Genomic DNA, 12,388 nt, shown 5'->3' on the forward strand with positions numbered 1-12,388 from the left:
TCCATCCTAACTATATGTATGAATCGGATATTTGTCACCCCTTCAGACCACACCCCGCCAACACCCCGAAGCGGCAGCACGCCTGATGACATCAAGCAGCTCGTGCAACCGCACTGCGTCGTCAAAGTCGGGGACGTCACCGTCTGAGGTCCCGGCCGCTATCGCCCGGTACATCCGCCGCACGCTGGCAGCGGGCCCGGCCAGCGGCTCGCCGTCAGCGCCGGGCGGTTCCTCGGGGGCCGGCAGGACCGACCGCTCCCCCGAACTGCGCGTCTCGACCAGGCTCAACCGTGCCATCTGTATCTGGCCGTCGGGGCTATCCGGCACTATCTCCAGTGTGCCCTCCGAGCCATAGACCGTCATCAGGGGCATCCCGGTCGCATGCACTCCCAAGACAAACAGTCCCGACAATGTCGCCCCGCCTGCGAGCGCTCCTTCGATGGCCACCTGGTCGGCCGCGGTCTTGGTTATCCAACGATTCTCGCCCTCGATTGCCACCTTCGGCGTGGCCACGCCAACCTTCGCAGATAGCCCGGCGAGCCTCCCGACTGCGAACTGCACGGCATCAAGGGTGTGGGCGGTACGCACGGTCAGGGCTGACAGACCGTTTCGCTCGTCGGCAACCCATTCCTTGCCGCGTGCCAGCACCGGCGCGCCATGACCCATGCCGACTGACAAGACATGCACTGCCAGCACCCGGCCGATCCGGCCGCCGTCGACCAACTCGCGAAGTAGCTGAACTGCGGGTTGCTGCCGCGACTGCAGGCCGATGATGTGGCGGACGCCGGCCAGCACCGCGTGATCCCGCAGGATCTTGGCTTGCTGGGTATTCACCCCGAGAGGCCACTCGCAGTAGACGTCTTTCCGGGCTGCCACGGCGGCCGTGACGGACTCAAAGTGCTCTGTGACTTTCACCGCGACCGTAACGAGGTCAACGTCGGTATCAGTGGCGAGAGCGGTGGCACTCGTATGGGCGCGTCGTGCACCAAATTGTTCGGCCGAGGCGTCGGCAGTAGCGCGTCGCGTTGTTGACACCGCGCGAAGCGCCACTCCCGGCGTCGCCAGAACGGCTGGAATGTGCGATTCCTGGGCCCATCCGCCGCTGATGCTGGCACCGACAATTCCGACACCGAGGTCGCCAGTCACGGGCGGGGCGTTTCGTGACCCGACAGCTGGCCAGCCTTCAGCCCACCCATATACCAGTGACCGCTGCCCTCGACGCCGAGACCATGGCTGAGGCCCTCGTTGAAATTGCGCCGGAACCCGATGGATGCCGCGGCCTTGGCGTAGCGCAGCATCGCCACGTCTCGGCGCGCCAGATCCCTGGCAATCTCCCAGGCGCGGTCCATGAGCTTCTCTGCGGGCAGTACCTCGTTGATGAACCCGATCTGCTTTCCCTCCTCGGCGCCGATGACGGACCCGGTGAGCAGCCAGTACTTGACGCGGGTGGGCCCGAGCAGTTCGCCCCACACGAGGTTCACCCCGTCGCCCGGGATGGTGTCACGCAGGGGAAAGTGTGCCTTGTCGGCAAACTCGGCGTGCTCGGCAGCGAGGACGATGTCGCCCATCACGGGGATCTCGGAATGGATGAGGGCCGGGCCGTTGACGGCTCCGATGATCGGGATTTCGACGTCGTTCAGGTTCCGCAACATCCGGCGCCCCTCCCACCAGATGTAGTCCCAGCTGTGCCGGGTAAAACTCGTCACATCCAGTTCAGTGCAGTACGCCTCGCCGGTGCCCGTCAGGATGAGCACCTTCGTGGCATGGTTCTTGCCGACCCAATCGAAAGCCTCGGTGAGCTCAGTGTGGGCTTGGGCATCCCAGACGAAGGATCCGCCGTTTGTGTGAAACTGCATTTCGGTGACGCCATTGTCGTGAGTGATGCTGATTCGTTCCCAGTGTGGGTGCTCGAAGGTCATTGATCCTGCCTCTCCATGCCGGTCTTTTGCTCCCAATATAGGCATCAGCGTCCCAAACTGCTACCCTTGATTATATTCATAGTCATCATTAGACGGTTTTGATTCCATATTCTCGACATCGATGCCGGCTGGCAAATGCATAGGAGCCGAATATGACCATGCCCCACTCTCTCACCCGCACCGGTCTGTCGGGCCAAGTCGCAGAGGCGGTCCTCGACGTCGCGGACAGCCCCCTCGACACCTCCCTCTCCACCGCCGTCAGTGACCGGCTTTTGCACGGTATCGGGGTGGCGCTGACCGGGACCGAGTTCGAGGCCTTTGCTGCGGGTTTACGAGCCGTCTCCTCCGAATCGGGCGCCTCCACGGTATTGGGTCGGCGCAACCGGCTCTCCCCCGCAGCAGCGGCCTTCGTCAACGCCATTGCCGCACACTCGTGCTTGCAGGAAGATTGCGGTCCCGGCGGTTACGTCGAGGGAAGCCATCCAGGCACCTACATCATTCCGGCCGCCTTGGCGGCCGTTGATGCGGCTGGCGTAAGCGGTGAGCGCTTCGCTCGCGGCGTGATCGCAGGCTACGAGGCCGTCAGTATCCTCGGGGAGATCGTTCCGGGCGGCTTGAGCGCCCGTAAGTACCGTCCCAGCGGGATCATGGGTCCATTCGGTGCAGCGACGGCCGCGGCGTACATTTTCGGCGCAGACGCCAATCAGCTTGCCACGGCTTTGAGCATCGCCAGCAACTCCGCGGCCGGCAGCAATCAGGGCTTTGTCAGCGGCACCATTGAGCCCCTTGCCCATGCCGGTCTTGGTGCGAGAAACGGCTTGCTTGCAGCTAAGCTCGCGATGGCCGGCGCCGCGGCAAGTCCGAATGCGCTGGAGGGTCCATACGGCTTCTTCGCAGTGTATGCGGGTGAACAGCCAACCGTCGCGGGTCTGGGCCTCCGCTCCGAGGAGCCGGCCATCACGCGCCTGGGCAGCAAGAAGTTTGCCGTCTGCTTGCAGAATCAGGAAACCCTTGAACTGGCCGGCGAATTGGCCCCGGCGCTAACCGGTGCGACGATCCGCGAGTTGGTGCTTTCCCGGCCTAACACCCCGGCCAACGGCACCGGTAGCGCTGGGGTAGGCGCAGAAGGAACCTTCGAAACCATGCTGAAACGTCAGATGTCCGCACGTTTCACGCTCGCCGCAGCGCTGCTTGGCCGACCGGTTACCGATCCCCGCTACTTCAACGAGGCAGGCGCGGATGCCCAGGCGGCCGACCTGGCAGCCTTGGTGAGCCTGCGTCAAAACGAAGCGGACGCCGTCGAAATCGTAGCCCGGCTCGACGACGGGCGGGAGCTGCGAATCGCGGGCCGGCGCCCCGAAATCCTCCGGCCAGGCTCGGGCCGCATTGATGAACTCTTCCTCGAACGAGCCGGCAAGGTTCTCAACGCAGAGTTGGCCGAACGAATACTGTGCGACATCCGCTCCATCTCTTCAGTCCCAGACGCCGCAGTTATCACAAACGCGTTGCGCGGCTGAGACGACGTTCAAACCGGCGAAGGATAGCAAGGGCGAATAGTCACCCAACATATGACGAGCGTGGCCCTGCAGTAGTGCAAAGCAGACCCCCTCATGGGCGTCAAAAAGGCCCCGGAAGGTCTGAACCTTCCGGGGCCTTCCATGTCCGGCATCGATTTAGCCCCTGAATGTATTGCTCCGAGGCATAAGGGGACGGTCGATATCGTCCCTCGATGACCGTCTGGCCAAGCTCAGTCCGTGTCAGGAACGAGGCCGATGGCGCTCACCGGGCACAGTGACGGGGCCGACTTTTGCCCGGCGGCACTCATCAACGATTTCCTCGCACTGTCGGTGACCTACGCGGACTCGATTTGCGCGGCCAACATGATCGGCATCGTCGCAGTCGTGCCGCCGTCGACTGGGATCGTGTGCCCCGTCACATAGCGCGACTCGTCGCCGGCCAGATAGAGAACCGCGAAAGCGACGTCCCAGCCTGTGCCTTCTGTGCCAAGCATGGTGGCCTTCGCGCGTCGGGAGCGCATGCGGTCCGTGCCGCCCCCGTCCCAGCCTTTGAACCCCAGGCCCATGGGAATCGCGACATGCCCGGGTGCGACGGTGTTGACCCGGATCGCGCTTTGGCCGTACTCGAATGCCTGCGCCTTGGCCATGGCAATCAGGCCGCCTTTCGCCGCCGAGTAGCCGATGCCGCCCCCGGCGCGAAAGCCGGCGATGGACGAAATGTGGATGATGGAGCCGCCGCCGGCCGCCTTCATGTGCGGAAGCACGGCGTCCGACATGAGCTTGGGGGCCTTCAGGTTGAGGGCGATGATGGCATCCCACACCGACTCGAGGTTCTCCTGCTCACCGGGCGCAATGGCTGCATTGTTGACCAGGATGTCGATTCCGCCGAACTCGTCGAGGGCACGGGCCGCCACCGCTTCGCAGTTCGCCTTGACGGTGATGTCTGCAGTGTGAACGTAGGCGCGCCCACCGATTCGCTCGATGGCTTCGAGCGTGTGTCGTGCACGGTCTTCCGAGACGTCCAATACAACGACGTTCGCCCCCTGCGATGCCAACAACAGAGCGATGTCCGACCCGGTGCCGCCCATGGTTCCGGCCGAGCCCGCTCCAGTGACGATCGCTGTCCGTCCCTCTAGTCGCCGGTCCCCCGGCAATTCGGGAATCTCGAGGCTATCGCTGTTAGGGGTCTGGCCTGTGGTGTTCATTCGGGCTCTCCTTTGAGTTCAACACTTCAATACGAAGGGCAAGCATCTGCGCCGCCGCGAGGTAAACACCGGCGGCGCAGAAGTTGTCGCTTTGTTAGATGGTGCCGGCGGCGCGTAGTTCTGCGATGCCGTCCTGGCTGATGCCGAGGTCCTCGGCGTAGAAACTGTCGTTGTGCTCACCAAGCGACGGGGCGGTCCGCCATACCTTGCCCGTGTGGTTGGTGAGGCGCGGGAAAACATTCTGCATGCGCACGGGGCCGAGGTCGGGGTCCTCGATCTCAATCACGTTCTCGCGTTCCCGGTACGTTTCGTCTTTGAGGATGTCCTCGACCGTGTAGATCGGGGAGGCGACCACTTCAAGACGGTCCATTTCGGCTACGCATTCATCGAGGGTGTGTGCTTTGATCCACTGGCGCACCAGCTCATCGAGCCGCTCACGGTGCTGCACCTGCATGGCCGGTGTGGCGTAGTCCTCCAGGGGTTCGCCCACCAGGGTGGCCACGTTCTGCACCGATCGGGGCGTGCCCGAGGTGACCGTAATCCAGCGGTCGTCCTTTGTCATGTAGGTGTTGATGACGGCGGCGGGGGCGGCCGCGAGCTGGTTGCCGGCCCGGGTCGGGTTCTCGCCCAGCTGGTCGTAGAAGATGACCTGCCATTCGACCAGGCGGAAGAGTCCGTCGTAGAGCGCGAGATCGATCCACTCACCCTGGAAGTCCGGGTCATTGTTCTTGCGGTAGGCGGCCGCCAGAATCGCGTACGCCCCCATCAACCCGGTGACCGAGTCGCCGTGGGAGAAGCCTGTGTGCACTGGTGGTCCGTCGGGGAATCCGGTGATGTTGACCACCCCGCTCATCGCCTCGCCCACTTTGCCAAAGCCCGGCGAGTTCCGCTTGGAAGACGAGTTTCCGAAGCCAGTGACCTGCAGCATGATCAACTTGGGGTTGATCTTGTTAAGCGAGGTGAAGTCAAGCTCCCATTTCTCCAGGGTTTCCACGCGGAAGTTGCAGATCACGACGTCCGCCCATACTGCAAGTTTGCGTGCGAGGTCGCGGCCTTCCTCGGTGCGCAGGTTGAGGGTGACGGAGCGCTTGTTGCGGGCCGCCACCTTCCACCACAAATGCACTCCGTCTTTGGCTGGTCCGGCGTTGCGCTGCGGGTCCCCGCGCCCCGGATCCTCGACGTGCACGATGTCCGCGCCCAGGTCGGCGAGAAGTGTTCCGGCGAGGGGGCCGGCGATGACGTGGGCGAACTCTACGACTTTCAGGCCGCTGAGCGCTCGCTTATCAATGTGAGACATGGTGAATGCTGCTCCTTGTTGCTTGTGGCCGACGCGTCGGTGCGCCGGCCTTGGTGTTGTGGCTAGACGTTCCATTCCGAGGTCGGTTCGGGAAACTGTTCGACCGCCTGGGGGGCATGTTTGCGATACATCATGAACGTGCGCTGGTATTCGACGACGGTCTGGCCGTGCTGGTTGATGCCCCGGGTGCGGATCCCGATGATGCCCTGATTCGGGCGCGACTTCGATTCGCGTTTGGAGGTCACTTCGCTTTCGGCCCACAGGGTGTCACCGGCGAAGACAGGGTTGGGCATGGAGATTTTGTCCCAGGCGAGGTTCGCCATGGCGTTCTCGCTCGTGTCTGACACGGAGAGCCCCACCACGATCGACAGGGTCAGGCACGAGTTGACGAGCGGGGCCTTGAACTCTGTCTTCGCGGCGAACTCACTGTTGAAATGCACCTGGTTGGTGTTCATGGTGAGCAGGGTGAACCACGTGTTGTCCGTTTGCTCGATGGTGCGCCCCAGACGGCTCCGGTAGACGTCTCCCACCTCCATGTCTTCGAAGAAGCGGCCACGCCACTGTTTGGGTGCCATGACGGTATCGGTGCTCATAGGTTCTCCTTAGTAAGTGGACGGGCGGAGATGCCCGAGATGGTCAGGGTGCGTTGAGCCCTGCGCAGCACTGGCAGGTCGACAAGTTTCGTTCCCACTGTCGCGACCCCGTGGCCGTTTATCTGGGCCTGCTCGTAGGCCTCGACGACGGCCAGGGCGCGCACAATGTCATCCTCACCTGGTCTGAAGGTGTCCTTGACGGGGCCGAGTTGCCGCGGGTGGATGCAGGCTTTCGCGGTGAAACCCAGGCTGCGTGACCGCCCCGAGGCGGCAACAAGGCCGTCGTCGTCGGTGATGTCCAGATGCACGACGTCGATCGGTCCCTCGATCCCGGCGGCAGCGGAAGCCATCGCCACCCGCGACCGGGGGTAGAGCAGGTCGAGTTCGTCGGCGCGCAGCTCGCTTCCGACATCGGCCGCAAGGTCGGCTGAACCGAGCATGAGGCGTACGACGCGAGGGTCAGCGGCGACACCGGCGGCCTCCTCAACCCCTTGGGCAGTCTCGACCAGCCCGATCACCGGCGGGCACCTCCCCGGCAGGAGGCACAGCATGCGCGGGGTCGCTTTCGGGACCATGATGGCGTCCAGGGCTGCGCCGCCAAGGACCTCCAAGTCGGAGACTCCCCACCCGGTGTCGGGCGCGTTGATCCGGACGATGATCGCCGGGCCACCTTTGGTGCGGGCGTCCAGGATCCCGCGGGCACGACGACGGGCGTCATCTTTCGCTTGGGGGGCGATCGCGTCTTCGAGGTCGAGGACGACGGCGTCGGCGCCACTTTCGAGCGCCTTGTTCACCTTGCGTGCGTCGTCGGCCGGGACGAACAGCAGCGTGCACAGACCCTCTTGCATGAGCTACTCCCCGGCCTTTCGGGTTGGACGCTCCGCGCGCACGGGCCTTTCCGGGCGGACGCGGCGCGGACTGCAATACACCGCACCGTCGCGGACTTCAACCTGGTAGGCGCCCAGCCGGCCTTTGAGCGCGCCGCCCACGCTGGCACCTGTTCGCAGGCTGAACTCGTATCCATGCCAGGGGCAGGTGACGATCTCGCCTTCTTGTGCGAAGCGGTACTCGTTGCGCTCCGACGGCTCCATCGTGCCTTTGATGGCACCAGCGCACATGTTTGCGGCCTGGTGCGGGCACGTCGAACCGATCGCGAAGACCCCGGCGAGGGTGCGCACCACGCACACCTCGCGGCCGCCGATCTCGACGCTCCGGAACTCATCCAGGACCATGTCGTCGTAATCGCACACATACTCGAAGTCCTCTGACGAGGGGCCGGTGGCCGGGTCCGTTCGACGCAAGGCGGCGAGTGTGCCGGGCTGGGATTCGCTCATGACGTCACCGCTTCAACGCGGGGAAGCAAAGCGGCACCGTTGGAGAGAATGAGGGCGCCGTCGTCCGGGCCTAGTTGCTTGACGACGTCCCCGGGAGCATCGCCGTCGAAGGGACTATGCGAGCCAAACACGATGCGGCTCCGGAGTGCGTCGGTCGTGAAGTGGCGCGCCCAGTCGCCGTCCATGGTTGCTTCTTTCAGGGGCCAGGTGTTCAGCCACACCTGTTCGAGTACATATTTGCTGGGCGCATGTTTCACCCATGGAACGTCGTATCGGAACGTGCGCCATTCGCGGTCGATCCGCCACAACAGCGATGGCAGCCAGCTGAAACCGAAACCTGAGAAGAGGAACCGGACCGCGGGGAACTTCTCGAGGGTGCCCTCGAAGGCAAGGCTGGTGATGTTGGATTCAGCGAGCTGCGACATGAGCACCTGACGGCTGAGTGCGCTGTAATGGACGCCGCCGCCAAGCGGCTGGGCGCCGGCGTACAGGCCCTCGACACCGCTGAAATGCACGATGATGGCGAGTCCGGTCTCGGCAGCCGCCTCGTAGATCGGGTCGTAGTGACTCGTTCCAAGCAGGCCGGCCCCGAGAGGGAGAGCGATGGCACCAAATACCTGCTCGGCAGCGCGGCGCCGGATTTCCGCCGCAGACCACCCCGGATCCCCTGGCTGAACCACGATGACCGGTACGTTGTTGCCTGACGACCATTTGTCGCGGGCTAATGAGTTGAAACCGGACAAGAATTCGGTGGCGGCGACTCCGTCGGCCCACCCGTTCACGGTGAGCGCCTGGTGCGGCATCAGGAGAACCTTGTCCGCCTCGGGCAGTGCGGCGGCAGAGACGGGTTCGTCGCCGAACCTGCTTGACACGCGTATGTGATTGCTCGCCTCGGTCACGGAGCCAAGGAACTCTTTGCGCTCGAAGTGCTTTTGCCAGGACTTGTCCAAGTACGCGAGCACGTCGCGATAGTCGGTGACGGCGACGTGCCTGTCGGTGTCGATGATCATGGTTGACTGTCTTTCCTGCAATGTCATGGCTCAGAGCGTGACCGGGGTACGGAAGATCTTGTCGCCGAACACACCAAGTGCGTTTTCGTAGCACACGGCGCGACGCAACCTTTCGGGGATCTTGTTGTGCAATACGAAGAAGGGGTCGTCGGTGTCGTAGTGGGGATAGTCGGAGCTGAAAAGCAACACGTCCGAGACCCCGGCGGGCGAGAAGAGGGCATCCAGCTCAGCCTGCGTCTCAACCTCATCAAGAGGCTGGGTGGTGAAGGTGATGTGTTCGCGAATGTATTCGCTCGGCTTCTTCTTGATCCGCAGAGCGGCGCCCGGGTCACGCTCCCAAAAAAGGTCGAGGCGGTTCATCAAAGAAGGCAGCCAGCTGAAGCCCCACTCCACAAAGACCACCTTGAGGCTGGGAAACGCCTCGAATGTTCCGTTGACGATGAGGTCAGCAACGTTGGCCGCACCAACCTGGGTGAGCACCGAGTGACGCTCACCATACGAACGCGGCACGCCGCCGGCAGGTCCCTGGGAGAACGTGTAGCAGCCCTCGGACCCGCTCTGGTGGACGGCGATGGGCAGCCCGGCTTCGACGGCCGCCTCGTAAATCGGGTTGTACCAGGAATCCCCCAGCATCCGCTCCATGACGAGCAGCTGCACGGCGACTACGCCAGGCGTGCCAGCGTGGCGGCGGATTTCCCCTGCGGCCTGGGCAGGATCGTGAGGTGAAACAGTGATGGCGAGGCCGAAGCGGGGGTCACGGTCGACCCAGGTCTCAACGAAGTAGTCATTGGTGGCGTTAACAAAGGCGTTCGCGGCATCAATGTCACCCCACGCGGTGGTGCCATACGGCTGTTGCGGGAGCAGGAGCGCCGTGGTGATGCCATACGGGTCCAGATGCCGTTCAATGACGAGTTCCGGGTCTGACCCCGCGGGACCCCCATCGGCGGGGTAAGCGTCCAGCCGCTGCGTGTCGGCCGGATGGTTGTACCGGTCGCGTGCCCGGGCGTAGGTACGTACGCCACGCTCCTCGAAGTGTCGACGCCAATGCGCGGTCAAATACGGATAGAAGTCTTCGGTGGTGCGTGCCATCGGATGCACGTCACAGTCCACGATGGGATCCCTGCCGGGTGGATTCAACGCCGTTGTCATGATCTCAACCTCCGTGATTAGTCTATGATCATGATTATATTCAAACGGTGGTGATTTGCAATCACCTGAGATGTTCGTCCGACGGCGAACGGTCTCGTGTGGGGATCATGCTCGCTATCTGAAAGAAGGAACTGATGAGCCTGCCGTCGATCACTCTCACCGGTCACGCCCGAAAAGAAGCGTGGCAGAACAGGTGCTCCCGTGGAACAGATCCGTGAGGACGTGTGGTCCGACCCGGTTCCGTTCCCAGGTAATCCGACGCGCTATACCCTGAGTTACCTGCTCGTGGGGGACGGTGACGTGGTGCTGATCGATCCGGGCTGGGACAGTGATGCCGGTCTGGACCACCTGACCGCCGGTCTACGGCATGCCGGCCTTGGCCTCAATCTGACCAGCATCGTGGTCACCCACTACCACTCAGACCATTTAGGCATGGCTGCCCGTCTGCGCGCGGCATCGAGAGCCTAGGTTGCACTGGACGACCGGGAAGTACGCCGGCGAGGATCTTGACCTTGTCCTTCAAGGACCGCGATGAGATGACGTCGTGGGGCGTCCCCGCGCACACAAGCTTGCCGAAGTGGCCATGGACAAACCCACCCTCGCCCATTTGCAGGACCTCGCGGATCCGGACCTGCGACTCACAGACGGCGGCCTGGTGCCCGCCAAAGGGATGGACCTGCGGGTGGTCACCACCCCGGCCATTCACCAGGGCATATCTGCCTGGTCGACGGGACACATGGCCTGATATTCAGTGGGGACCATGTCCTGCCGCGCATCTCTCCGCACATAGCACTCGAGCCGCCCGGCCCGGCAAACCCTGCTGCGGACTACTACGAATCCCTGGACCTGATCGCGTTCGAAGATGAGATGGAAGTCAGCCCCGCCCACGAGTACCGGTTCAGCGGCCTGCAGCGGCGGGTCGCACAGCTAATCGAACACAACGGCAAACGCTCCGCCGAAGTCCTCCGGGTGCTCGACAGGCACCGGCCCGAAACCGCATGGGACATCGCGAGCCTCCTGACCTGGTCGCGTGGCTGGGAGTCCCTGCAGGCCGTCTGCCTTCGCCTGGCGGTCTCCGAAACTGCCAGCGACGTGGTGTACCTGCGCTCACAGGGCCACGAAATCGACGTGCCCGTCACAGAACCTCACCCGGTTGAGCTTCGGTGACCCCTTCTTGCCGGCATCAGCTACCTCAACGCGGCTGGATCTTTGGTCGCCCCGACAGCCCGATACATCTATTGGGTCTCCGAGAGCCGGGGATTTGGTCGCTGGACCCGATTTGACTTGTCCGGCAGCCCTTCTCGGCACCGGCCGACACCTGGGTCACCCTGGAGTCGAAGAAGACCACTGTCGAGAGAGGCCCCTTCGTCGGGCCACATCAATAACCGCACCGTAAGCCGCGGGTCTCGTCAGAAACCTTCCACGAGCATCCGCTCGCTAGGTCGAGAAGTCAACAAAACCCGGGAAGTCCCTCACGTAACTCCGAGCCCGCACGTGCATTGAAGGCATGCACGTCGAAGACTCAGGCGCGGACCGCCATGGGCACTTCCATAAAGCAAACGTAAGTGTTGACACCGTCCACGCCCCCTTTGGCAGGACAAACGGACAGGCACAGCACCCCGATACGACCGGGAGTTACTTCCAAAGAAACGTCCGCACCAAGTTCGGTTTCATCATGTTGTACCCGGAATCCTGAACCATGAACTGGTGTTGGCCATCCACGACCAACTAGACAGAACCGGAACGAGGAACCGCATAACCCCACCCCACAGCAGGCCGAGGGCCCACCAGCCAGGACCCTGAACCCGCCACCCACGCACCTGAACAGGCCACCGCGGCGGCCAGGCCACAGCCGAGAACCAGCGTCAGAGGGACCTGATCAAAGCTTTGTACACACTAAAGCAAAAACCCCCTCTGACGAGGGGGAATGCTGTGCCCGAGGTGGGACTCGAACCGCATTCCCTCCCTTGATAATCCGCCCCTCCCCCGAAAACATAGCCAATACGAGCCAGTTCGGCCGATGTACGGCCCAGTCCGGCACCCCAAGGTGTGTACGTTGTACACACCTTCTTTTCGTGCCATCCGCGCTCACTATCGATGTGGCCACCGCGCCAGTCAAAGCGCACAGCAGCTCCCTCGTGCGCGCGGGGTCGTCTCGGTGAAGAAGAGCACCGAGACATGCAGGCTGGACGGGGGCATGGCATGCGTAGCCCGCGGTCGAGGTTGAGCCAACGAGCCGGTTCAATGCGGTGGATTCGATGCGGGTCAAGGGCGCTCCTGCCTCCTTTCTGAACATCTCATGGACAAACGCGCGAAAAACCACATGACCGGAGCCCACAGACAAAGCCACGTTAGCCGGAAGGA

At 63.2% G+C, this 12,388-nt stretch carries 13 protein-coding genes and 1 pseudogene; 5 read left to right on the forward strand and 9 right to left on the reverse strand.

The features are described from left to right. Positions 1-42: 42 nt before the first annotated feature. Positions 43-1,146 (reverse strand): Gfo/Idh/MocA family protein, encoded by a 1,104-nt coding sequence (locus QRN59_RS20935; protein ID WP_284984376.1) that lies wholly within the window; start codon positions 1,144-1,146, stop codon positions 43-45. Next, positions 1,143-1,964: an enoyl-CoA hydratase/isomerase family protein gene (locus tag QRN59_RS20940; protein WP_350225252.1), complete on the reverse strand. Its 822-nt coding sequence runs from the start codon at positions 1,962-1,964 to the stop codon at positions 1,143-1,145. Before QRN59_RS20940 ends, QRN59_RS20935 begins: the two co-directional genes overlap by 4 nt. Positions 1,965-2,071: 107 nt before the next feature. Here QRN59_RS20940 and QRN59_RS20945 point away from each other — a divergent pair, with 107 nt between their 5' ends. Further along, positions 2,072-3,436 (forward strand): MmgE/PrpD family protein, encoded by a 1,365-nt coding sequence (locus QRN59_RS20945; RefSeq protein ID WP_284984378.1) that lies wholly within the window; start codon positions 2,072-2,074, stop codon positions 3,434-3,436. Positions 3,437-3,771: 335 nt separating this feature from the next. Here QRN59_RS20945 and QRN59_RS20950 read toward each other — a convergent pair whose 3' ends face one another. From QRN59_RS20950 to QRN59_RS20980, 7 genes are all read right to left on the reverse strand, one after another. After that, on the reverse strand, positions 3,772-4,641 hold the full coding sequence (locus QRN59_RS20950; RefSeq protein ID WP_284984379.1) for an SDR family NAD(P)-dependent oxidoreductase: 870 nt from the start codon (positions 4,639-4,641) through the stop codon (positions 3,772-3,774). A 94-nt stretch (positions 4,642-4,735) separates the two neighbouring features. Then, a complete protein-coding gene (locus tag QRN59_RS20955; RefSeq protein WP_284984380.1) occupies positions 4,736-5,938 on the reverse strand; it encodes a CaiB/BaiF CoA transferase family protein in 1,203 nt (400 codons plus the stop codon). Positions 5,939-6,000: 62 nt separating this feature from the next. Further along, positions 6,001-6,531, reverse strand: coding sequence for a MaoC family dehydratase (locus QRN59_RS20960; protein WP_234754838.1), 531 nt, complete (start codon positions 6,529-6,531; stop codon positions 6,001-6,003). Next, complete coding sequence (locus QRN59_RS20965) at positions 6,528-7,379, reverse strand: HpcH/HpaI aldolase/citrate lyase family protein (RefSeq protein ID WP_284984381.1); 852 nt, start codon at positions 7,377-7,379, stop codon at positions 6,528-6,530. The genes QRN59_RS20960 and QRN59_RS20965 overlap by 4 nt, the downstream gene beginning before the upstream one ends. Positions 7,380-7,382: 3 nt before the next feature. After that, on the reverse strand, positions 7,383-7,865 hold the full coding sequence (locus tag QRN59_RS20970) for a Rieske (2Fe-2S) protein (RefSeq protein ID WP_284984382.1): 483 nt from the start codon (positions 7,863-7,865) through the stop codon (positions 7,383-7,385). After that, a complete protein-coding gene (locus tag QRN59_RS20975) occupies positions 7,862-8,875 on the reverse strand; it encodes an amidohydrolase family protein (protein ID WP_284984383.1) in 1,014 nt (337 codons plus the stop codon). Before QRN59_RS20975 ends, QRN59_RS20970 begins: the two co-directional genes overlap by 4 nt. Before the next feature lie 30 nt (positions 8,876-8,905). Next, positions 8,906-10,024, reverse strand: a complete 1,119-nt coding sequence (locus QRN59_RS20980) for an amidohydrolase family protein (protein WP_284984384.1) — start codon at positions 10,022-10,024, stop codon at positions 8,906-8,908. A 201-nt stretch (positions 10,025-10,225) separates the two neighbouring features. Here QRN59_RS20980 and QRN59_RS20985 point away from each other — a divergent pair, with 201 nt between their 5' ends. The 4 genes and pseudogenes from QRN59_RS20985 (at position 10,226) to QRN59_RS20995 (ending at position 11,191) form a co-directional block, all read left to right on the forward strand. Beyond that, a complete protein-coding gene (locus QRN59_RS20985; RefSeq protein ID WP_284984385.1) occupies positions 10,226-10,492 on the forward strand; it encodes an MBL fold metallo-hydrolase in 267 nt (88 codons plus the stop codon). 76 nt (positions 10,493-10,568) lie between these two features. Next, positions 10,569-10,769, forward strand: a complete 201-nt coding sequence (locus QRN59_RS20990) for a hypothetical protein (protein ID WP_284984386.1) — start codon at positions 10,569-10,571, stop codon at positions 10,767-10,769. Continuing rightward, positions 10,745-10,852 (forward strand): annotated as a pseudogene (locus tag QRN59_RS24585) (hypothetical protein); the annotation flags it as partial. The gene QRN59_RS20990 and the pseudogene QRN59_RS24585, both read left to right, overlap by 25 nt. Positions 10,853-10,891: 39 nt before the next feature. Further along, the gene (locus QRN59_RS20995; RefSeq protein ID WP_284984387.1) at positions 10,892-11,191 is read left to right on the forward strand and encodes a hypothetical protein; all 300 of its coding nucleotides are present in this window, start codon (positions 10,892-10,894) and stop codon (positions 11,189-11,191) included. The last annotated feature ends 1,197 nt before the right edge of the window (positions 11,192-12,388 follow it).

The organism is Arthrobacter sp. efr-133-TYG-118, from assembly GCF_030209755.1.
Lineage (GTDB): Bacteria > Actinomycetota > Actinomycetes > Actinomycetales > Micrococcaceae > Arthrobacter.